Source organism: Moorena sp. SIO4E2 (assembly GCF_010671945.1).
GTDB lineage: Bacteria > Cyanobacteriota > Cyanobacteriia > Cyanobacteriales > Coleofasciculaceae > Moorena > Moorena producens.
This window is the reverse complement of sequence record NZ_JAAHIE010000060.1, coordinates 1-23699: the sequence shown is the minus strand read 5'-3', so window position 1 is coordinate 23699 and position 23699 is coordinate 1. Positions and strand designations below refer to the sequence as shown.

Below are 23699 nucleotides of genomic sequence, written 5' to 3'. Positions count from 1 at the left end.
AGGTTAGCAGGTGGAGGTTTTACCAATTACTAATGACTAACGACAAAAAACAACAGACCATTTTAAAAGTGATTAACTGGACTTGATATAACACATCTATTTAATTGAGGGGTATAACCCGTCATGCTAACTATTCAATAGTATGCTCTACTCAAGAATGTGGATCAAGAGGCACACATTTTTGTTGTTGTGCTTTAATCTTTCGCTGAACTCTAACTGGTACTCCCTTCACTGCTTTGCCATAGAGGCGTTGAAACTCCCGTTCAAAATGGGCAGCAACCATAGGGCTATGAATAACTAACAAGGTCTCATCGTTCCTAGTATTTGCTGCTTTTGACCAGTTGTGAGAGCCTGTAATCACTGTCTTTCCATCGAGAATGGCAAATTTGTGATGTAAGACATCTCCTTCTGGCAACTGAGGCACACCGACGGTAGCAATCGGTTGACGCCAAGGACGGTTACCACTCTCATATTGACACTTGTGAGCAACAGCTACTCCCATCATGTCCAAACCCTCACTGTAATAGCGAAAGGCAAAACTTGGCTCAATTAGCGCTTTGAGCTGAACACCCTGTTGATGGGATTCCTCTAAAACATTGGTTAGCCGTTGCTCGGAAAAGACAAACAAAGCTATGTGAATGGTTTCCCTAGCCTGAGGAAGGATTTGAGCGATCAGACCATTGCTACTCTGATTCCAAGGTTTAGTAGTGGAGGTTGGGGAGAATTGTATAGCGATAGTTGTATCCCCCCCAGTTGTATCCCCCCCAGTTGTATCCCCCAGATTTGTATCCCCCAGTGTGACCTGCTCTACTGGTCGCGATGGCTTCTTGAGACCAAACTTACTGTCTGGTTTACCGCCAGCACCATCTCCCCACATCAGGTTAAATTCCTGGGTGAATTGCTTAGCTAACTCTACACTGTCAATCTTGAGTAGATTGTTGGCATTGCCACGACTCTCTCGAAACTGAAAGTCACCATGTAGATCACTAAGAGTGAAGTTGGCTGAGGTAATAATAGAAACTTTGTTATCAATAACTATAAACTTATGATGCATTAAGCCACTGCCCCGAGAACCATCCGCTGTGTCATCAATCATAGGTACACCACGATTTCCTAAGATGATTAAAGCGTCTCCTTCTGAAATTTCCGTTGCACTGAGCTGACCATCTCCGTCACGGTCGATCAATATTAGGGACTCATTGTAGCGTGAGCGTTCTCTTTGGCGGAGTTTTGCCACTGACTCAGCGGTCAGTTGACTTACCGGAAGGCTGTAGTTATTGTCTAAAATGACTCTGACCTTGACACCAGCTTGCTGACGTTCTACTAAAGCTTGGGCAATTCTGGGCATACGCAACTCCTGAACCGCCACATCTACTGTGGACTTTGCTGATGCGATCGCATCCACAATCACTTGCTCCAAGTTATCTCCCTCCCGAGTTACTCCCCGGTAAGGATCTGTGTATTGGGCTGACCTACTATGATTAAAGTAAGCCTGAACCCAAGGGTCTTGGGGCAAAGGGGGTTCAAGAGACACCTGTGGCTGAGCTTGTTGACAGCCACACAAAATCAATAGTATCAGCAAAAGATAATACAAATTCCAGTAAATGCACGCTGGTTGGGAACTCAAGGCATCAAAAAACCCGATTGGATAGCTGATTTCCCCATGCTAACAGCACAATATTCAAATAGATGCAGTTGTTGAATTAACATAAAATACCAGGGGATATCAGTTGCCATCTTGTTCAACTCTCCCCCTAATTGCCTTTTTTTTATGGAATGGCTTACACCGAAGCCTAATTAGCGGGTTAGGGACTTTAACCCGAACTAGTGTCTTATGCCAAGACGAAAGAAAACATTCCCGTGTGGCCACAAGGGGTATGGTAAAACATGCCACCGATGTGATCAAAAAAACCGAGCACGGGAAGAGAAAAAACAGCAAAAACGGCAGTGGGAGTCTAGTTTTGAAGATGATCCCATTGACTTAAAAAACCTTCCTACCCATGTGGTGGTCAAAGCCCGTGGGATAATCGCTGGTTTGGAAAATCACCAGGATTACAGAGAATTTGGTGGCAAGCGGCTGCGCCACAACCGCTGGATCATCAGTATTCCTGTAACGCGCAACTACCGAATGATTTGTCACGACCAGGGTAGCTTATTGGTTCCTCACGCGGTTTTGTCCCACGAGGACTATAATGTTGGTAAACCAGGTGGTTAGTTATTAGTCATTACTTATTAGTTTTCAGTTATTAGTCATCAGTTGGAGAGAGACCTGGAAAGGTTATATGCTTAAGATAGAGATAGCTGGTTGCCTGAAAACCCATGCAAATTTATCTGGACTATAGCGCCAACACACCACCACGCCCAGAAGTCATTAAAACTATGCAAGATGTGCTTACCCAGCAGTGGGGTAATCCTTCTAGCTTACACCAGTGGGGTCAGCGAGCGGCCATTGTACTGGAACGAGCTAGAATACAGGTAGCTAGGTTAATCAATGCACCAGCGGAATCGATTACATTTACCTCTGGCGGTACTGAAGCGGATAATTTGGCAGTGATGGGGGTTGCCCAAGGCTACAAAAAACCCCAGCATATCATTATTTCTAGTGTAGAGCATTCTGCGATCGCTCAACCAGTGGCCATGTTGGAGCAGTGGGGTTGGCAAGTGACCAGGCTACCAGTGGATTCTCTGGGACGGGTCAATCCCAGTGATTTAAAAGCTGCCCTACAGGCAAATACGGTTTTAGTCTCCGTCATCTACGGTCAAAGTGAAGTAGGTACACTCCAACCTATTGATCAACTAGGACAAATTGCTCGTGAACAGGGTGTGCTGTTTCATACCGATGCAGTTCAAGTAGCCGGACGGCTATCTATCGATGTTCAACGACTACCGGTGGATTTGCTGTCGATTTCCAGTCACAAAATTTATGGTCCGATGGGAGCAGGGGCACTGTATATCCGCCCTGGTGTAGAGTTAGTGCCCCTGATCTCCGGTGGTGGACAAGAATCCCGATTGCGGTCTGGAACCCAGGCGTTGCCAGTAATTGCTGGGTTTGGAATCGCGGCAGAACTAGCAGCAGCGCAAATGCTAACAGAGACACCTCGGTTAATTCGATTACGCGATCGCATGTTTGACCAACTCGCTGATACTCCCTATCTCATTGCCACTGGTTCTAGAGACTATCGCTTACCCCATCACGTTAGTTTCTGTTTGACTTCCCCTACTGGGGGGGTGACTGGCCAAACTATAGTGCGCCAGTTTAATCAGGCTGGTATTGGTATTAGTGCAGGTTCAGCTTGCCACAGTGGTAAACTGAGTCCAAGTCCGATATTGTTAGCAATGGGTTACAACGAGCCAGCTGCTTTGGCTGGAATTCGGTTGACCCTGGGGCGAGATACCACAGAAGCTGATGTAGATTGGACGGTGATGGTACTCAAGCAAATTTGGGAACGACTGATGCCACAACCAGAATTATCTAAGGTCTAACTTTGCTCAAAAAAGGCTCAATTGCTCCTATGGGTAGGGTGGATTGGCGCTCGATTAATGTGGCGAGACATTAGTTTTCCTTTTTCTTTTAAGCCATTAATATTAGAGTTTTTGATTAACACACAGACAGACTCATGAATGAACTTCCTTTGAGCTTAGAAGATGCGATCGCTCAAGCTAAACAAGCGACCAAAGCCGCCCTAGATGACGGTCAAACCAGGGTACAAGTGGAGTTGGTCTTTCCAGAAATTGCCCTCCAAGCCCAGTCAATTGCCCAGGAATTTATTCCTATCTTTGAGCAGTATGGCCCCGGACTGAAAATCTTCTTTCCTGATACCGGTGCTTCAGCCCTTGCCCTTCGTGACTGGGGAGAGGTACCGTTTAAAATTACTGATGTTGGTACCAGTCGCTCCCCAGCAGAAACTAGAATTGAAGATGATGACCAGGTTTTCTTGCTAGTGGGCCCGTCTGCCGTGGAAGTAGCCCAAGTGGAAAAGATTTGCAATTTGGCGGGGGATCGCCCCTGTGTGATCCTAAATCCTCAACTGGAAGATGTCTCTATTGTAGGGATTGGCTATGCCGCACGTCAGTTACGCGCTCGCTTTCTGAAAACCCTAGAGTCTTGTTATTATCTGCTACCCTTTCCAGGGGGTGCTCTATGGCGTTGTTATCCTTCTATGTGGCAAGTATGGCTAGAAATAGATGATGAGTATCAGTTGGTGACTGAAGAACCTAGCAAACCGACAGCAGAGGCTCTTGATCAAATTATACTTAAGGCAAGTCTAGTTAACACGACTAGCCCAGAAGATGCTCAAAATATACCATCTGCCCAAAAAAAACAGTCGTTATTCTCAGGTATCCAGAAATTCTTAAATGCTCTGAGTCGTTGAACTCACAGTTGAGCTCAGGTCAGAAAAACGTTATCAAAAATCTACCTAGCGAGGCAAAAAAACCTCGTCTGTATAGAGCGGCGCGTGTTAAGCTACGTCTTGGCTAGTTAGTTGGATGAATGGCGGACAGGAACTTTGATACTTTGTTATCGTCTGTTGTTATCGTCTATAATGAATATAGTAGGGTAATCAAATTAAGAGCTAACCGCCACCTACTAGCTAAAATAGATAAAATTTTTTGGTATTTTTCCGGCGCGGAGGGGCATCTCGTGTCGTCAATAAAGCTTGCCGAGTATCCGTTACCGTTGGGTGGAGTTGGCAAGAAGCCTACACTGAAATCGTTCGCGGAGCGGCTGTGTAAGAGCAGAGTCAGTGTAGGATTATGTCACAACTATCATAGAGGGAAGCGGCGAACTTGCCAAGGCAAAAGGTGAAAAATGTGCGCGTAATGTGGAATTAATGCTTTCCGAATGTCTAACAACCTAGATGCTCAGCCACCAGCAGTAATCAAAGACGAATTTAACCTAGATAACTTCCTAGAAGATATACCTGATATAGAGGAAGTGGAAAAACCAACTACTGATATCATCCCATACCAGACCGATGATGCTGGAGAACCGAAAGTTGGCATGGAAGAACTAAATAGCTTAGCTGATATATTTGAAGGTCAGACCCCTGATTTGGATCAAACCTGGCAAGAAGAAGAAATTATCGCTCCAGATAACCAGCAGTTGTCTAGCCAATCAGACAATTCTATCACTACAGACGAACCACAGGATTTATCTGACCTGATTAAAGAACTTGATGAGTTGGACATTCCGGAGGCAGCAGAATCTACCGAGGAAGATTTACTCAGTTTGTTCGATGAGGAATTTCCAGAAGAAGCAGCCTTTGAGTTACTACAGTCAAGGGAGTCAACTCGAAAGGATAGTCAACCTAACCTTACTCCAAGCCTGACAGATAAAGACCTTGAAGAATTACTTTCTTTTGGGAGTAGTGAGGGGAGCCTAACTCAAAAAACTAACCCAGCGGACGAATTAAGTAGTTTATTTGATGATACCTTTTTTGAAGAAAATAGCTCAAGCTCGGAAAGTACTCCTCCCACCAAATTAGATAGTTATGGGATGGGCAAACAGCAGCCTATCCCACCAAGCACCCCACACCCGGACCCCACCCACACCGACCTGAATGAAGATTTAAATCTGGTCAATGACTTGGAGCTGATTCCAAATCACCCCCCTGCAAACCATGAACAGCCAGCAATTAATTCCCCATCAACCACAGGGTCTCCAAAGCCCACCTCGACTTCAGCTCGACCCAGTGAGGCGTCTACACCCACTCGTAGTCCAACTGTCAAAGGAAAAAATAGAAAATCCCATCCCATAAAATCAAACAAATTACCAGATTCATCACCAAAACCATTACCAACAACCCAAGATCAATGGCAGCAATTAGAGCAGCTGTTGGCAGAAGCTACCGCACATTACCAAAACGTTGATTTTGACAGTATAAAACCTCTGGATGTGACCTTACCCACTGCTGAGGTGGTATCAGAGCAGAAAAGAATATTTGATGAACTAGAACTCCTATTAAATGAAACTAGTAGCCCTGAACCTAACCACTCCCTAGACCAAGAAACCCCGAAAACCAATCAGGCGGATTCAGTAGAGGATGACTTTAAAGACCTCGAGGACTTGCTACAGCAGGCAAATCAAAGCATCTCTGCTATTCCAGGAGGGATGAATCAGGAGCTGTCTCGCCAAACAAGGCGTCCGAGGTCTAAGCTATTTGAACAAACCATGCGGGTACCGGTTAAACAACTGGACACCCTGAGCAATTTAGTGGGAGAACTGGTGGTTGGTCGCAATACCTTAGAGCAAGATCAAGAACGGCTGCGGCAATTCTTAGATAATTTATCCCATCAGGTATCGAGCCTCAACGATGTGGGTTTGAAAATGCGGGATTTGTATGAGCGAACCCTGCTGGAAAATTCCCTATTGTCTAGTAGTAAGATTTACCGAACTACAAGTATCCAAGAACGGGAACAAGGAAACCAGAATTCCTCGACCTTAGAAGAGTATCACCCCCTGGAAATGGACCGCTTTACAGGCTTCCATTTGCTATCCCAAGAGATCATTGAGCTGATTGTCCGGGTTAAGGAGTCGGCGTCTGACATTGAGTTTTTGGTGGATGAAACCGACCAAGTAACTCGTACCCTCAGACAGGTAACCAATCAACTCCAAGAAGGACTGACGCGATCGCGTATGGTGCCCTTTGCCCAAGCAGCAGACCGAATGCCCCGTGCAGTCAGGGAAATTTCCTTGCAGGAAGGCAAGGAAGCCGAGCTACACGTTGAGGGGCGGGAAACCTTGATTGATAAAATGATCTTGGAACACCTCTATGATCCTATGACCCACCTGGTCAACAATGCCATTACCCATGGAATTGAGCTACCAGAGGAACGGCTGGCTGCAGGGAAGCCTAGGGCGGGTAAAATCACCCTCGGGGCATTCTACCAGGGAAATCAGACGGTGATTTCCATCTCGGATAATGGGGGGGGCATTGATCCAGATCGAATTAGAGCTAAAGCCCTTGAAAAGAATCTCATTTCCCCAACTGAGGCAAAAACCCTGAGCGACTTGGAGTTGTTCAATTTTATCTTCCACCCTGGGTTCACCACTGCTGAGAAAGTGACTGACACCAAAGGTCGAGGGGTAGGCATGGATGTGGTGCGCACCTGCTTAAGTGAAATTCGGGGAACCATTACTATCGACTCTACTCTCGGGGAAGGAACCACCTTTACCATTCGCTTACCCCTGACCCTGAGTATTTGTAAAGCCCTCTGCTGTGTAAGCGATCGCGCCAGAATTGCTTTTCCCATGGATGGGGTCGAAGACATGCAGGATGTCTCCCCTGACTGCATTCAGACCAATTCTCAAGGTCAAGCCTTTCTTCAATGGCGGGACAGCCAGATCCCATTCAAACCCCTCTCAGAATTGCTGACCTACCATAGCCAACTCAGCCGGGCGAGCGTCTATGGCAGCCAAAGGGAAGACAACCTGATTTCTGTGGTGGTACTGCGCAGTACAGGTAACATGCTCGCCGTAGAGGTTGATCAGGTATTGGGGGAGCAAGAAATTGTTATTAAGCAAATCGAAGGCCCTGCACCCAAGCCAGTAGGCATTACCGGGGCGACCGTCTTAGGGGATGGTCGAGTAATGCCCATTGCTGACGTCCTAGAACTGATTGACCTTGCTATGGGTCGGATTCGTAAAGATGGTGGTGTTGCGATCTGGCAAAGGATGGAAACTCCGACTGCCAGCGGAGCCGAGGTCAATCTCATCAAATCTGATCCCATGGTGTTGATTGTGGATGATTCAATCACAGTCCGAGAACTGCTTTCTATGACCTTCAGTAAAGCTGGTTATCGGGTAGAACAAGCCCGTGATGGTCAAGAAGCCTGGGATAAACTCCGGTCTGGTTTGCCTTGCGAGATCGTATTCTGTGACATTGAAATGCCCAGAATGGATGGTTTAGAACTGCTATCTCGCCTTCAAAAAGACCCAGATTTGTGTGAAATACCCCTGGCCATGCTCACCTCTCGTGGTGCTGATCGACACCGGAAAGTAGCTGCTGATCTCGGTGCTAGAGGCTATTTTACCAAACCCTATCTAGAAGACGTGTTACTAGATGCTGCCCAACGAATCAGGCAAGGGGAAGTGTTGTTAGCTGGAAGTAATCAGCAATGACTAATGCCAGCTACCCGTTGGCATTAGTCATTGCTCAGCAATTCTCATTTTGGGAAATAGGTGTTCAAATTGTGGAAATGCCGATAGTGTATTAATATCATCTAGATCACTCAAGAGAGTTGAAGCGAGCCAAAGCACCAGAGTTGTTTAACACAATAGTCAGTTCTTTTCGCTCCTGTCTGAAATCTCTGCAAGACTTGCCCACGGGCAAAAACACTCGCTATGGAATGGAAGATGCCGGTTTAAGTGCCTTTGGTGTGTTCTTGACCCACACCCCATCATTTCTAGCTTACCAGCGCCAGATGGAAAAAAGCAAAGGGTGCAGCAACGCCCAAAGCCTGTTTGGAGTGCATCACATGCCTCTCGACAACCAAATTCGAAGTTTACTCCACCAAGTCTTACCTGAGTGTGTGTCACCAGTGTTTGAGTAAATTGTGCAAATGCTGGAAAACGAGGGGCATTTGAGGAAGTTTCCAGGATTTGCTGACACGCTGTTGATGCCACTTGATGGCAAGGAATATTTCAGCTGTGAGAAAATCCACTGTGCCCAATGTTCAACCGGAAAGAGCAAGTCAGGAAAAACGAACTCATAATATGCTATGGGAACCGATGTCACAATCAAGGTATCCAATGGTCATTGGCTTCAATAAACCCACTAAAACCGCCGCAACCAGTCCATTATCCTTACCACTAAAGCCCGCCGGAGATAGTCAACAGCAATAGCCGCAAATGCTCGAACATTTTGAGAAGCTGTCAGACCCAATAGGTAAACAAGGGCTGCTTCATCCATTTATCAGTATTATCACGATTTCACTATTAGCTACCATGGTCGGTGCGAGGGGATGGGAAGATATTGAAACCTATGGAATCAGCCATTACCATTGGTTGTCTACCTTTTTACCATTGCCCAATGGAATTCCCTCGGCAGATACCTACAGGCGAGTGTTTGAACAAATATCCCCCAGTGTGTTTGATGATAGCTTCCAGAGCTGGTTAACTAGTTTAGTGACAGATAATGGGGCACAGGTGATTCCGATTGATGGCAAACAAATCAAGGGTTCCTATGATCTAACCCTCGCACAATCAGCTTTGCATGTGGTTAGTGCGATCGCGAGTGAGCATCGGTTATTTCTAGGGCTTGTTAAAGTGGACGATAAAAGCAATGAGATTACAGCCATCAAGCGCCTTACTAGAATTATTGGATATCTCTGGATGCATAATTACCATTGATGCCATGGGAACTCAGTATGAAATAACCCATGATATCCGTGCTTTGGGTGGAGATTATGTTTTGGCGCTCAAAAAAAATCATCCCACTAAGTTTCACGCAGGTGAAGCAATGGGAAAGAAGCTGCTGTTGCTAATCAGGCAAGAGGATATTGAGTATAGCTATGATATTAGGGTAGAATCAGCACACAATCGTACTGAAAAGCGCGATTGTGTGGGCGGTAACTCTTGCCTCGTTAGACCAAGATTTATATAAGCAGTCCCACTGGTCTGGATTACAGACTATTGTGATGGTTATTCGCACCCGCGATCTGTGGAACAAGACTACTCGTGAGGTGATGTTTTACCTGACTTCTCTACCACCCCATGCTCAAAAGTTAGGCAAAGCTATCCGAAAACACTGGTCCATTGAAAATCAACTTCATTGGGTATTAGATGTGACTTTTGGGGAGGATGGGAGCCGAATTGGTACAGGGCATACCCCACAGAATATGGCTTTACTCAAGCGCGCAAGGGTCTCAATTTACTCAATCTTGAAACAAGCTATAAACGTAGCACTCGTCAATTAGCGTTGCGAGCCAGCATGGATACAAGGTATATGCTGAAGGTTTTGAAAGCTTCGATTCCCTTACAGTCGTGCCTTATCCGAGTCATAATTTTTCGCCGCTGTACCCTGTGTCACCCTCCCAGCAGAAAAATACTTTTGCAAGAGGTCTACTCTAAGTTAGGATGTTTTGAGAGATAAATGCTAGAGAATCTTTCTCTGATGAAAATTGTTGAAGTTTTCCTAGCATTTTATGTTTATTCCAACGGTTGTAAATATCAAAAAAATATCACAGATGCTCACCGCTTTCCTTTCTGGTACATGGCTTGGTTTTTCTTTACTAGTAGCAATTGGAGGACAAAATGCTTTCATATTAAAACAGGGCTTAAAGCAGGAGCATGTTTTTATCATTTGTTTAATTTGTGCTTTATCAGATGCTATTTTGATAGCTTTTGGTGTTTCTGAATTTCATGTAATCATAGAAGAAATACCTTGGATAGAAGAGATTGCCAGAGATTTTGGAGCCATCTTCCTTACAGGCTATGGTATACGTAGTTTCTGGTTAGCTGCTAAATCATCTGATTCTTTAATTCCATCTACTGACGATTCAACATCTCTTGCCATTGCTATTACAACTTGCCTTGCTTTCACATGGCTTAACCCTCATGTGTACTTAGATACAGTTGTGCTTGTGGGATCAATATCCACCCATTATTCTACTGCAAGAATTCAATTTGCACTGGGAGCTATATCGGCATCGTTCATATTCTTTTTCACCTTGGGTTATGGGTCAAGGATGCTGTCACCAATTTTCAGCAATCCAAGATCATGGAAAATTTTAGACATAGTAATCGGAGCTATTATGTTTATGATTGCAATAAGTTTGTTTTTGTGAGGAATAAGCTTACAGCGCTTGGCAATTCAGTTAGGTACAAAGTTCTGGATTTTTAGGGAGCAGGGAGCAGGGATTTCGGAGCATTAAAACAATTCTGTGTAGCTGATAGTTATGCAAACCGCCGTATCGATCTTCAGTTGTTTTTATCCGACTTATTCAGCAGACCTTACTCAGGTAATTAATTGGGGAGCATGTCACTTATGCAGCAACATTAGTACTAAATCTCTAGCCCCTTCATGGGTTTAAGCTTGCTCTGATGATACATAGTTTATTTCTTCTGCAACTTGGACCTGCTCCCATTAATTCTGTGTAGGTGCTTACTACAAACGTATTAATGAGCGTGCACGGGCAAAACGTGGATCTTCAAGGCGAAATCCATCAGGGTTTGTTCCACGTTCCAATGCTAAGTAGTAGGTAAATAGTTGCAATGGCACAAGGCAAGTTATAGAGCAGAAGGGTTCTGGAACTTTAGGTACAGCAACCCAACTGGTTGCGTCAGTTTGCAGTGATTCCGCCGTTCCGTCGCTGATGACCAAGGAGGCAGCACCAATTTCTTGGATGAGTCCCACTAGCTCGATAACGCGCCCCTGTGCCGCCCCTGCTGGCGCAATCAAAACGAAGAGATCTTCTGCTTCAGCGCATTGAAATGGTCCATGCAGAATTGTCTCGATTGACATACCCTCAGCTTGCAAGTAGGAAGTTTCCTTAATTTTTAGTGCGATCTCATGAGCCGTGACAGCATTCGGACCACCACCAACTAACCAAATACGCCGTCGATTAACGTATTCGTGGGCAAGTAGTGCTATCTCATTCTCTGTTTCCAGTGCTGTGAGTAGTGCCTCAGGGAGTTCATGGTGCAGGAAGTTTTTCGTTAGAAAACTTGCCCCAGTGCGATGATAGCCGATACGTTCCGCAAGAGCAGATAGGACTGAAATCGCACCAATGTAACTGACAGTATGAGCTGATGACTTATCTTGTGCAACAGTAGTAAGGGTAATGTCGGTTTGCACAGCCTCATTAGCTCCACCCTCACCTGTAATAAACACTGTGTAACAACCTGCTTCACGGGCATGTTTGAGCGACTCAACTGTATAGAGTTTATTCCCACGATGACTAATACCAATGACGCAATCCCTTGGTGTAATGCGAAGTCCATAAAGCGCAAAGTCAAATGAGTGAACTGCCTGTGTGAACAGCTCTCCTCCATACAAACGCATTAGGTGTTCACCCACCTGAGCAGCATAATGTGAAGTGCCAATCCCAACTGTAAATAGCCGCTCGCAAGAGGCTATACGGGCAGCACACTCATCAATTAATCTTTCATTGCACCTAGCAGCATGGGCAAATGCTTGAGGTTGCTCAAGAATTGCCTCATATATATGAAAGGGATGTTTCACTCTTTGTTCAGTAGACATATTAATAGTTGTCCTCTCTATCGTGCAAGTTTTGCATTAATACAACTGGGCTTCGTTGCATAAAGAGTATGAGTTGAGTGGGATAATCTGTAGATAGAAAAATAAAACTCCCCCCAGCCATGATAGAAGCAACGGCCAAGACCCAATATAAGATTAGGAATTGGAGTGAGTACAACGCAACCCTCAAAAACCGAGGAAGTCTGACAATGGGAAAAACATGGTAAAACAGAAAGGACTATTCTGTTTGATATGGTGTCCAAATTAAAGAGGTCGCTTCAACTCTCGCGACCCAATCACTGCTGTAAAAATTAATAGTGGTTGTATTCCTATATTCAAATCATACTAAGGTTGAGTTTCTATGTGTTTATGCAGAACTTTGAAAGATCTTTACCAAAGAAGCTTAGACAACAATTATACCCCGGTTGTTTCAGATAAGTATATGGCAGCGTACAATAACTATATAAAACCACCGAAACTTAGAGGGCATATTGTTGATCTAACTCATACATTAGGACCACAAACGCCCGTATTCCCAGGGGATAAACCTATGAGACTAGAGATAGCATCAACATATAGTGAGAATGGCTATCAAGATTATGAATTACATCTGAATGAGCATACTGGAACGCACTTAGACGCTCCCATTCATTTTATCAAAGATGGCATTGCTGTGCACGAGATTCCAGTTCATTGTCTGTGTGGACCCTTGGTGGTGTTAGATATTCGAGACCGTGTGCTACATAATCATGATGCTACAGTGATTCCGGACGATATCTTGCGTTGGGAAAAGAAGTATGGAAAGATCCCTAGCAATGCCATCATTATTATGAATAGTGGCTGGGGAAAGTACTTCGGAGATAATAATGCTTTTGTAAACATGGATAAACAAGGAATTCCTCATTTCCCTGGTTGGAGTAAAACGGCTGTAGAGTTTCTGTTGGAAGCAAGATCTGTGCTTGGCATCGGTGTTGATACTCTTAGCCTTGATCAAGGGGCTTCGGAGGATTTCCCAGTTCATAATACTTGGTTGTCGAATGGGCTTTGGGGATTAGAAAATGTGGCTAACCTTGACAACATTCCCCCTTCAGGAGCATTCCTTTTTGTTGGGGCATCTAAAGTTTATGGTGGAACTGGAAGCCCAGTGCGCTTAATAGCAGTCATTTGACAATCTCCGTCCTAAAAGAACGGGGATTCTTGGCTCTACTACTCGTCGTGGCTCTTTCAAACCGGAGTCAGAAAAAGTAGAGGACAAATTTCCCCAAGCGTTTATATCATAGATCTAGGTTTCGGTGTGCCGGAGACGAAACCTTAGAAGATTGGAGCCTTAATAAAAAAGTTTTAACCAAAGGTGCGCTTTCCGTCGGCGAATTTAATTCGACGACTGTAAGCGCACCTTTATACTTTTTTATCTAAGTTTTTCATAGACGTTGTAGTCGTTAGACCAAATTACGGAATACGTATCTCATACATATTTTTTACGTTGTCTATTTATGATTAGATAGTACCTATCTGACAAAAAGTTTATTGCTTATGCTTTTATTCTATCACATAATCATGAAAAGCCGTCCTAGAAGGACGGGGCTAATGACCCAAACTTTTTGGTAACAGTTCCACTTTTATGACGTGAGTGCCCCTCTCACGTTCAGACAACTACAGGACTAAGCCGCTTCAGAATACCACCCAGAATATCTTGTGCTCGCAGTGACACAAGGCTGATCGAACCGGCATCCCCCAAACCATGTGAAGACTCACATAACCCATTCAAGTATATATCTGGTAAAGAAACTCCTTCTTTCATGGCAATACGGTAGTCCCGCTCCACCTTGAGATAATCGTCTGTCCAAACAAAATTATCTGCTACATCACGGAGTAGTTTTGGCAATCCTTCCTGGCCATTACGACCGATATCTAAGAACCCAGTTGCCAATATCATTAAATCACACGGGAGTTCATCTATATTGCCCTTATAAAGCTGTCGGATAAGGATAGATTTTTTTCCATTCGGGTTGATCTCGTCAACCACACAATTGCGATAAATCTTCAAACGTTCGCGATGGTTTATTTTGTCCTCATACCGTATTAAATACAAGGCATCAAGAATATCCTTATCTACTGAGGAGTAGTTAGTACGGCGAAGCTGTTTATCCAACTCTGCTCTCATTTGAGGTGGTAGCCCATGGTAGTAATCTACAAACTCAGGAAAGTATACTTCATCACTGAAACAGCTAGTATCCTTGAGGCAATATGAAAAAGAACGATGAACCGAATAGATCTGCTGATAGCCTTTGTTAATTAGATCCAAGATAATCTCCACAGCACTCTGTGAAGCTCCAAGCACAACAATAGGTGAGTCTTTATCATATTTTTTAATATGATGGAGGTAATTAACAAAATGAATAACGTTTGGACTATTTACTCCCTTGATTTTAGGAATATTAAGATTCCTACCCGTTCCCACTACTAAACACCGAGTTAAGAAGTTAGTACCTTGGTTATTTGTAAGTCGCCATAGGTATTGACCACTTATATAAGCGAGTTCAATTTTGGTCACAGAACTTCCATACACCACGTTCTGAAATTGACTTCCTGCCCAGACAATATAATCGTAGTAATCTTGTCTAAGGGGATGCGTAACTCCAAGGTTAAGGAAATCGAACAACCGACCACTCTGATGGAGATAATTGACAAAAGTATACTTGCTTCTAGGGTTGACTGGAGTAACCAAATCCCTCAAAGGGTTGTTTTGGATATTACTACCATTTAGTAACATTCCCTCATGCCAAGATACTTGTGTATTACGCTCTATAAAGAGCACTTTGCCTGGATAATTGCCTTCCTCCATAGCAATGGCAAGAGCAATATTAGATGGCCCAAAGCCGACTCCAATAACATCGTATATTATCTCTTCACCAGCAATTTTGGAAGTTCGTGTTGTATATGACAACATGGTACCAATTCCTCCCAATTATAGTTAGATAATTCAAACTTATCACGAATAGATTGTGTATACTTAGGGCAAAAAGGGTCAAGTCCCATTACTAGTAAAACAGGTACGAAGGGAAGTAAAGAATGATTGCCATGTTGGAGGGATTCTCGTAAAAAATCAATAATATTCAGAGCGCGTTGGGCTAAAATACTTGACGAATAATCCTTGAGATCTAGAGGCTTCGACAAGATAGAGATTATTTTCTCTATAGTCTTATTATTCTTGTAGTCATCTCCATTTTCCATACTAGTTAATTTAGCATTGAAAACTTCTACAATATCATTAATTTTTCGGGCAATTTCAGATACTGTCTTTTCAAAGGCTATAAGGGAAAAGTTTGCTTCTTGAAATTCAGGGCCATGCAACGCAAGGAACAAGCGAATAATATCTGCCTCGTAATCCTTCACCAAATCTCGTGCCCAAATGAGATTACCTTTACTGGTTGAGAATTTAGAAGAGCCAAGATAATAAAATTGGTTAGTGATAAATCCACGTGGCAAAGGCCAATCGAACCCACATTTTTGTGCGGCTATCCCTAAGGCGAAATGGACGAAAACATAAAAATAAGAATTATCGAAACCAAGAAACTGGACATATTCATCTTTGTTACTTAGTTGACCTGCTGATTTTTTGAGAAAGTAAATGTGACCAGGATACATCTCTGCCCAAACATTTAGTTTCTGATCAGAAAGAGCAAAATCTATACTAATCCCCCGATTCATTTTATAGGATAGTGGAAAAGGGGTCATAGGTTGATCTAGAAGAGAAGAAATGAGGTGCTTTAGCGCGGGGCGGTGTGTTTCCATCCCAAGCAAATATTGTTCTAGCTCAGAACGGAATTCCTCAAGTTTGAGGACAAGCCTTGGTTCCTTCAAAATCTCTAAGCCAGGATATTGCACTTCAAGAAGATCAATTGCAGAGTTAGGATGTCCACAGGATTCACAAATACCACTACATGTATAACTCAAGCAATTGGGACAGAAACCAGAGATAAATGATTCGATCGGGTAAGTATCCGTCTTCTTATCATAGAAGACCTGCATTTCAGCTACTTCAACAAGGCCAGATGAGTATAACCGTTCAAAGAAAGCCTGAACAAATTCGCGATAGCTCGCATCCTGATTCCCAAAGTGATCGATAGCAATATCATAACTTGAGAGTGAATCACGGATTTCAGTACGAGACTGGTTGATCAAAGATGTAACCTCTATTCCCAATCGCCTAGCTGTCGTATCCACATAGGATTGGTTGTCATCAGTGCTGACAACATAGTGCGCTTGCTGTCCATGTTGTCTGATATACCGTTTGAAGATATCTGCAGCTAGATACGGACCAGACAGGTGGCCAACATGTAGATCCCCATTGGGAGTAGGTGGTGGTGCAATAATAAGAATCATTTCTGAGATAGGTCTCCTTGCTGGGAATTTATAGCATTAGTCTGATTATCTATATAGGTTTTAATTTGTTCTCGCGCCTCTGGCGAGTCCCAGAAGATGGTAATAAAAGTTAGTGGATCCTGATTTGACAGGTTCTGAAACCTATGGGTTTGTTCTCTGGGAATGAAAACAACATCCCCAGCTTCAAGATCTTCTTCTTCTGCCTCAATGTACATCCTTCCCTTCCCTGCCAATACGATAAAAGTTTCTAGCTCATCATGCTTATGGGGGGTTGTACACTCACCGGGTCGCACAGAAGCAATTGCGGATCCCCAGTAGAGAGGGTTAGATAAATCCTGGGAAGGATAAAGTCGCCGTAAATCGCAACCATATTCATACTTACTTAAGGCTTCGATCTTACGTTGAATATACATAAGCTATCTGACTCCTTTAAAAAAAAACTTGTTAGTGACTTCTGTACAAAACGGATTATCATAAACCGACAAGATGTAATGCTTCCTGTGCAAAAGCTTGGCTACACTTTGCGAGGTTTCCATTTCCTCCTGTGATTGTTATATAATTCCCTTTTCGCTCTACAAATGGCTTACCATTACTCGTAAGTGAAAGGGCACATGGCTTGACTGACAAAAGTTTGTGGGATCCACCCATAAATTCCTCTATATACAGCAATGCTTCCTGTAAATAACTGTACTCAGTATATCCCCCTTGGAACCACCATATCAACTTATCTATGCTAGCTAACTCTTCATAATGTAATTCTGTAAATCCGAACTTTGAGATAGCTGTATTCTCTAATTTTTGATACTGGAAAAAGCCGTAGGCATTCTGAAAGACATTTTGCTTTGGGGATGAATCGATAAAGCAAAAGCTACCTTCTTCTACATCTAATGGAGCAGTGGTGTAAATAAGAACTTTTCCTACAATGGTGATTTTACCTTGTTTGAAAGCTTCTTCCGAAAACGCTCCCCGGGTGTCAATAACAATGTCTGTGCTAGCGCTTTGACCAGTTAATGGAATAAGCTGATATACCTCTCTATCCTGTGTAACAGAGGTTACTGCCGTTGGATAAATATTTATGCCACGCCTTATTGAACGCCTATTCATGGCTTTAATATATCTCTTTGGGTCAAGGAAGCCTCCTTCTATATCTTCAGCATTGAAGAGTGGTCGTACCCTTGCTGAATGTTGCTCATCAATAGGCTGAAGGCTGGCATACAACAAGGCATCTTGGTTATCTTTACGATTATAATATACAGGAAGGTCGTAGAAGACTTTCATTTCTACTTCCTTTTCCAAAGCTCTAATTTCCTGAAGATTACGGATTGCCAGATCTTCCCAGTAGTGGTCATCATGATAAGTTCTAACAAGCCTTGAATCATCCTCATGGCTTGAGAAATAGCGACCTGCTGTACCATAGTTTGCGCCATATCCCACAACACTAGAATGATCTTTTGAAATCTCGTCTAAAATAGCAGATCCTAGCAAGCCATTCCCAATAACCGCAAAGTTAAAATGCATATCATCTATCCATATATTGCCCTAAAAATTAGCCTCCATGAATACAAATCTTGATTTACCAACTATGAGTTAAGCGGCTATGAGCTTTTGCCCGAGCACTTAAACTAAGAATGCGAAGCAGACCTTCTGAGTCAAGATGGCTAAAACTTCCAATGTTCTCCATAGAAGTTGTTTCTTTTGTATAAATACTGTGTGGTACATCTTCAGCAGAGACAAATGTTACATGTCCTTTGTAAATATCTACTGTAATCGTACCTGTAGCTAAATTTGTTACGGGCTCAATAGCTCGAAAACCCATTTGCGAAGGGAGGTCAAAACCTAAACCATAGTAAATGTTTTCTCCAAGTTGTGAAGCCATCTGATCGAACATCTTTTGGGATGCTCGATCAAGAATTAGTTGGAGGAGAAATCTGTAACATTTGCTAAGAATATCTATACCAGGCTGTTCATAAACTCCTCTAGATTTTAGCCCTACAATTCGATTCTCAACAACGTGAACTCCAATTCCAACCCCGTTTCGACCTCCTATTTGATTAGCCAACTTAAACCCATCAAGTAAAGACACTTGATTTTCGTTAATTGCGACTGGCCTTCCTTGCTCAAAACGAACAACAAACCTTTCAACCTTATCAGGTGCATTTTTTGGATAAACTCCCATAGTAGGAGTAACAAAATCTGAAGGTGTCTTTAAGTCTTCAAGCTTACCTCCTTCATAGGTGATACCCAATAAATTTGCGTCTGTTGAGTACGGAGTATCTTTAGTTGCTCGAATTGGAAGCCCATGAGCCTGGCAGAAGTCAATCATTTCGGCACGACCTTGAAATTTATCCAAATAGATCGGATCGCGCCAAGGAGCATATAACTTCACTTCTGGATTGAGCATGTGAGCCATAACTTGGAAACGAATTTGATCATTGCCACGCCCTGTAGATCCATGGGCAAGAATTGAGAGTTTATGTTGAGTCATTGCTTCAAGGATACCCTTAACAATGATGTGGCGTGCAATTCCTGTTATATTCCAATATCCACCTTCATAAAAGGCTTGAGCTTGAATGAGTTTCAGCCCTGCTTCAGCAAAGTGGTCTTGTAAATGAAGGAAATGATGGCTATATGCACCGGATTTTCTTATGCGATCTCCAATATGAGAAATATCTTTCTCATCTGGTTGGCCAAGATCGGCTGTAAAACAAATAGCTTTCACTCCTCTATCAGTAAGCCAACGAGTAATCGTACAACTATCGAGCCCACCTGATACAGCAAAGGCAATTGGTTCTCCAATTTCAGCAATTTCCAGTACTGTATTAATATCTTTCATTTTAGTTTTTTATTCCTGTTTTTACTTCCTTTATAAGAGGATGCAATTAATCCAATTTCTCAGAGGATCATTGGAAAGCCAAAGTTATTACCTTAAACTAATCAAGCTATCTCTAGGATATGTCTCTATAGCCCCTATGATCAGGCCATACTAAAAAAATAGTAAAGTAACATTTATGACTTTCCAAATAGTTTATTACAAAGGTATTTATGCAGATAATTTGATTTTAGGAAACAATCATATTTGATTCCTATCAGTTAATTACCACAATCTGCTCATTGCTTTAACTATTATCTCACAACCTTGGCGGAGGTCATGGATATCAATAGTTAATGGCGGTAACAATTTTATAACACTACTGTTCCTTCCGCAGACCTCAACAACTAAACCATTTTCAAAGCAAAGCTGTGAAACTCTTTTAGATACTTCAGGACTACTGTGACTTGACATATCAATTCCCCAAATCATACCAGCTCCACGCACTTCAACTCCTTCAAACTTTTCTAAAATTTCAGATTGCATAAAATTGGATAGAAAAGATTCTTTTTCTCTTAACTTAATTTCTAAACTCTTTCCTCCCCAATAGTGGTCGAAAGCGGCACTTGCCCCAACAAAAGCGAGCTGGTTTCCTCTAAATGTTCCATTGTGTTCGCCAGGCTCCCAAATATCGATATCCCTCCTCATTAGGACTACTGATAACGGTAAACCATACCCACTTAAGGATTTAGAGAGCGTAACAATATCTGGTGTAATATTAGCTCTTTCAAAGGAAAAGAAATAGCCTGTGCGACCACAACCTGCTTGTATATCATCGCAAATCAGCAGAATATCATGTCGCTCACACAAACTCTTCAAGCTCTCTAGCCAATCAATAGAAGCTACATAGACACCTCCCTCTGCCTGAACTGTTTCAACAATTATTGCTGCTGGCAGTTCAATGCCTGAAGAAGGATCTGTTAAGATTCGATCTATATAGCCAAGGGAATCAAAATTCCCATATGGACTACTTTCATAAGGAATAAATGTAACATTAGTCAAAGGCAAGCCAGCTGCTTTCCTAAATTTTTGATTCCCTGTCACAGCAAGGCTTCCTAAAGATACACCATGAAAGCCTCCCATGAAGGAGAAAATACCTTCCCGACCTGTAACTTTTCGAGCTAACTTAAGAGCCGCTTCAATGGCGTTAGTTCCTGTTGGACCAGGAAATTGGATCTTGTAGTCCAACTCCCTTACATTCAGAATATTTGAAAACTTATGGAGAAATTCTTTTTTTGCACTAGAATACATATCTAGGCCATGGATAAGACCATCCTGGGATATATATTGAGATATTTTATCCTTAATAAAAGGATTGTTATGCCCATAATTAAGAGTTCCTGCACCTGCGAAGAAATCAATTAATTCTTCTCCAGACTCAAGATAAAGTTTTGAGCCCTTAGAGCGACTAAAAACAGCAGGGAAACTTCTACAGTACGATCTAACGTTAGACTCGTAACGATTAAATATTTCATCAATAGGATGATCAGGGCTTAAATAGTCCGTTAATATTGATTTTCTCTCTGGATCTTGAATTGCTTTCTGTGAATTCATGGCTAATTATATCCGTAATAGTAGTATTGGATACAGAAATTTTAGGTCTACATTCATATCATAAAACTAAATTAGTTTCTAGATTCTTTTAATTTACAAAAATTAAAGGTTTAATTTATAAAAATGAATTTTATTGATTTAGCAAACTTAGAGACTGTTTGAAAAGTATGGATTATCACCTCAAAGATGATCACCTCAAAGTGGTCTAGATTACCTAGACTTATCCATCAAAGTCCCTATTTTTCACTTGGCTCTAAGAGTGAATCAGCGTAACCTTTCAGACTTTTCAAACAGCTTCTTACAGTTAACCAATTAGCTAGTCTGGATTAGCAACTTAAAACTAATCATCCCCTAGAAGGCTTGCTAATAAAGCCTGTTGAATATGCATTCGGTTTTCTGCTTCTTGCCAAACTCGAGATCTAGAGCCTTCAATAACCTCTTCCGTAATTTCCTCCCCTCGCCGAGCTGGTAAGCAGTGCATCACAATAGTTTCTGACCCTACATTGCTCAATAATTCATCATTTACTTGATAAGGCTCAAATAATGGAAGACGCATGTCTCCAGAGTCGTCTTGACCCATACTAGCCCACATATCTGTATAGATGATCTGTGCATCTTGTATTGCTAATTTGGGATCGTGGAGAAGCTGCACTTCAGTTCGGCCTTGAGCAATTGCCTTAGCTTTCTCTAGAACTGTAAGATTTGGTTGATACTCTTGAGGCGTAGCAACTCTAACATTCATGCCTACTAGGGCACAGGCAAGCAAAAGTGAATGGGAGATATTGTTGCCATCGCCTAAGTAAGTTAGTGTGAGATCAGAAAAAGACCCGAAGCATTCTTGAATTGTGAGGAGATCAGCCAGTACTTGACAAGGGTGTTCAAAATCACTCAAAGCATTAATAACTGGAATGTTGGCATAGCGGGCGTACTCTTCTAAGTGCTCCTGGCCAAATGTACGAATTGCTAGCACGTCAAGGTACTTGCTCAAAACTCTTGCCATATCTGATAAAGGTTCTCCTCGAGACTCTTGGGTTAGTGCAGGATTAAGATCTAGAACCTTCCCTCCAAGTCGAGACATTGCTGCCCAGAAACTAACCCGAGTTCGCGTAGAAGGCTTGTAAAACAACAAGCCCAAAAGTTTATTCGATTGAATGTTAACTTGACCACTTTTCATTTTCCTTGCTAGATCTAAAAGCTGAAGAATTTCTTCAGCTTTTAGATCTGACAGACTAAGTAAGTCTCGCCCTTTTAAAAAACCTATTTCCATTATTATCGCTTTCCGTTCACTGAATTGAATTTTTGCAGTATTTGACCTTTATGATTATATAGCTTCTAGCAAAATTAAAAACTATTTTTTGATCACGGTAACAGGGAAAGACTTCCAGGCCATTAATTACCATTAAAAGATCTTTTGGAGTCGTCTTGATGATTGAGGTTAAGCGCAGCATAGTAACTACGCTGCTGGTCGTCCATGCCAAAGGAAATAACTACTGCCTTTTGAGTAACGGTGATCACATACTTTTAAGTATTGTTACTGTAGGTTTTGGTGAACTGATCACTAATACTCATAATTTGCTGATTGTAGTTTAAATAACTACATAGTTTGCTATGCCATGGATATCCTCCACTAATTCGAGATAAATTTGACTAGCCGATATGCTTGTCTGCTGTGCATTAGGAATATTGAGGGATTACAGTGTATCCCACTTTACTGTTGATTACATCGACTTAGTGATTTCGTAGTTGTATTAACTCTTAGAGAAGAATATCACATAATTATGCACAGTATTATGCACAGTTAATAAAAGTTATCAATAATCTTAATTAAAAATAAAGGCCATAAAAATTGATCAAAAATGTGATATTTAAGCCATTACGCAGGTTTGTCAGACCAGTAGATATAGGAGTTTTAAATGATTCGTGAAATATAGGCACTGGTTCCGTTAAGCGGGTGGTTGAAAGTCTTGCTATATCTGAATTAGGAGGGATAATAGGTAAGATTTGACCTGTCACGACTTAGAGGTGAGCAATGGAGTTATTATCCCAAAATTGTCCGTTGTGTGGTAGTCCACAAGTTAAACCCCACGACCGCTATGAGACCCAAAACGGCACAGGAACCATCTACCATTGCTTTGAGTGCGATACGTACTGAGCGTGAGACCTTCGCCACCCCCATAGCAGGACTGCGCACCCCCTTAAGTCGCATGATCGAGATTCTCAAAGCCAGAAGTGAAGGGATGGGTCTCAATGCTGACGGGGTGACAAACAGCCTTAAAAGCCTTACTGGGTGTGGGGTGACCGGGTGCAAGGGTGTCGGGTTTAGATCAGGAGCTTGAAACGTTGGTAGGGACGCTTGAATCAGGTTGGGGACGGAATGAAATTGCACCGGGTAACTCGAAATTCCCTTCTATTTTCCCCACACCCCACACCCTACACCCCACACCCCGTTTACTTTTTAGCCTTTTTGTCACCCCCTCAGCTATAATACAGTAGTCAGTTTGGTTAGGGCAGCTTCTCAAAAAGGACAAATGATTCATAATGCCAGTGTGCAGAATATTGAAACAGCCTCGCAATTAAACCCTTAAAAATAGGGATAAATCGGTATTTAATACCACAAAATGGACATTGACATTTACTTAGCGCTAGAGTATAATTGAAGTGTAGAATCCAGCTCTAACGATGCCAAGAAA

The 23699-nt window shown here is 42.5% G+C and carries 17 protein-coding genes and 2 pseudogenes; 10 read left to right on the top strand and 9 right to left on the bottom strand.

Going from position 1 to position 23699, the window contains the following annotated elements:
* Positions 1 to 151 precede the first annotated feature (151 nt).
* Positions 152 to 1582: a phospholipase D-like domain-containing protein gene (locus F6K37_RS09675; protein WP_353837936.1), complete on the bottom strand. Its 1431-nt coding sequence runs from the start codon at positions 1580 to 1582 to the stop codon at positions 152 to 154.
* A 252-nt stretch (positions 1583 to 1834) separates the two neighbouring features.
* Between F6K37_RS09675 and F6K37_RS09670 the strand changes: the two genes are divergently transcribed.
* The 8 genes and pseudogenes from F6K37_RS09670 (at position 1835) to F6K37_RS09635 (ending at position 10788) form a co-directional block, all read left to right on the top strand.
* Positions 1835 to 2215 (top strand): DUF7682 family zinc-binding protein, encoded by a 381-nt coding sequence (locus tag F6K37_RS09670; RefSeq protein WP_008178278.1) that lies wholly within the window; start codon positions 1835 to 1837, stop codon positions 2213 to 2215.
* A gap of 104 nt (positions 2216 to 2319) precedes the next feature.
* The gene (locus tag F6K37_RS09665; protein ID WP_287249789.1) at positions 2320 to 3483 is read left to right on the top strand and encodes a cysteine desulfurase family protein; all 1164 of its coding nucleotides are present in this window, start codon (positions 2320 to 2322) and stop codon (positions 3481 to 3483) included.
* Between the two features lie 134 nt (positions 3484 to 3617).
* Positions 3618 to 4373, top strand: coding sequence for a DUF1995 family protein (locus F6K37_RS09660; RefSeq protein WP_287249788.1), 756 nt, complete (start codon positions 3618 to 3620; stop codon positions 4371 to 4373).
* A 470-nt stretch (positions 4374 to 4843) separates the two neighbouring features.
* A complete protein-coding gene (locus tag F6K37_RS09655) occupies positions 4844 to 8122 on the top strand; it encodes a hybrid sensor histidine kinase/response regulator (protein WP_287249785.1) in 3279 nt (1092 codons plus the stop codon).
* 155 nt (positions 8123 to 8277) lie between these two features.
* Positions 8278 to 8709, top strand: a pseudogene (locus tag F6K37_RS45450) (hypothetical protein); the annotation flags it as partial.
* Positions 8651 to 8845 carry a hypothetical protein gene (locus F6K37_RS09645; protein ID WP_131826941.1) on the top strand — a complete coding sequence of 65 codons (195 nt, stop codon included), beginning with the start codon at positions 8651 to 8653 and terminating at the stop codon, positions 8843 to 8845. The pseudogene F6K37_RS45450 and the gene F6K37_RS09645, both read left to right, overlap by 59 nt.
* Before the next feature lie 6 nt (positions 8846 to 8851).
* Positions 8852 to 9962 (top strand): annotated as a pseudogene (locus tag F6K37_RS45445) (ISAs1 family transposase); the annotation flags it as partial.
* A gap of 184 nt (positions 9963 to 10146) precedes the next feature.
* Positions 10147 to 10788, top strand: coding sequence for a LysE/ArgO family amino acid transporter (locus tag F6K37_RS09635; protein WP_008178299.1), 642 nt, complete (start codon positions 10147 to 10149; stop codon positions 10786 to 10788).
* Positions 10789 to 11108: 320 nt separating this feature from the next.
* Here the strand turns inward: F6K37_RS09635 and F6K37_RS09630 are convergent, their stop codons facing one another.
* Positions 11109 to 12203, bottom strand: coding sequence for an SIS domain-containing protein (locus F6K37_RS09630; protein WP_008178302.1), 1095 nt, complete (start codon positions 12201 to 12203; stop codon positions 11109 to 11111).
* Between the two features lie 358 nt (positions 12204 to 12561).
* Here F6K37_RS09630 and F6K37_RS09625 point away from each other — a divergent pair, with 358 nt between their 5' ends.
* Positions 12562 to 13368 (top strand): cyclase family protein, encoded by an 807-nt coding sequence (locus F6K37_RS09625; RefSeq protein WP_081431845.1) that lies wholly within the window; start codon positions 12562 to 12564, stop codon positions 13366 to 13368.
* 477 nt (positions 13369 to 13845) lie between these two features.
* Here the strand turns inward: F6K37_RS09625 and F6K37_RS09620 are convergent, their stop codons facing one another.
* The 7 genes from F6K37_RS09620 to argF form a co-directional block, all read right to left on the bottom strand.
* The gene (locus F6K37_RS09620; protein WP_008178307.1) at positions 13846 to 15150 is read right to left on the bottom strand and encodes a SidA/IucD/PvdA family monooxygenase; all 1305 of its coding nucleotides are present in this window, start codon (positions 15148 to 15150) and stop codon (positions 13846 to 13848) included.
* The gene (locus F6K37_RS09615; protein WP_287249779.1) at positions 15102 to 16586 is read right to left on the bottom strand and encodes a class I tRNA ligase family protein; all 1485 of its coding nucleotides are present in this window, start codon (positions 16584 to 16586) and stop codon (positions 15102 to 15104) included. Before F6K37_RS09615 ends, F6K37_RS09620 begins: the two co-directional genes overlap by 49 nt.
* A complete protein-coding gene (locus tag F6K37_RS09610) occupies positions 16583 to 16999 on the bottom strand; it encodes a cupin domain-containing protein (protein ID WP_287249777.1) in 417 nt (138 codons plus the stop codon). The genes F6K37_RS09615 and F6K37_RS09610 overlap by 4 nt, the downstream gene beginning before the upstream one ends.
* A 58-nt stretch (positions 17000 to 17057) precedes the next feature.
* Complete coding sequence (locus F6K37_RS09605) at positions 17058 to 18104, bottom strand: FAD-dependent oxidoreductase (protein ID WP_287249774.1); 1047 nt, start codon at positions 18102 to 18104, stop codon at positions 17058 to 17060.
* A gap of 55 nt (positions 18105 to 18159) precedes the next feature.
* Positions 18160 to 19419: an argininosuccinate synthase gene (gene argG, locus F6K37_RS09600; protein WP_287249771.1), complete on the bottom strand. Its 1260-nt coding sequence runs from the start codon at positions 19417 to 19419 to the stop codon at positions 18160 to 18162.
* Between the two features lie 261 nt (positions 19420 to 19680).
* On the bottom strand, positions 19681 to 21009 hold the full coding sequence (gene ectB, locus F6K37_RS09595) for a diaminobutyrate--2-oxoglutarate transaminase (RefSeq protein ID WP_008188187.1): 1329 nt from the start codon (positions 21007 to 21009) through the stop codon (positions 19681 to 19683).
* Between the two features lie 340 nt (positions 21010 to 21349).
* Positions 21350 to 22276, bottom strand: coding sequence for an ornithine carbamoyltransferase (gene argF / locus F6K37_RS09590; RefSeq protein WP_008188186.1), 927 nt, complete (start codon positions 22274 to 22276; stop codon positions 21350 to 21352).
* A gap of 826 nt (positions 22277 to 23102) precedes the next feature.
* Between argF and F6K37_RS09585 the strand changes: the two genes are divergently transcribed.
* Positions 23103 to 23345, top strand: coding sequence for a hypothetical protein (locus tag F6K37_RS09585; RefSeq protein ID WP_008188185.1), 243 nt, complete (start codon positions 23103 to 23105; stop codon positions 23343 to 23345).
* Positions 23346 to 23699 lie beyond the last annotated feature (354 nt).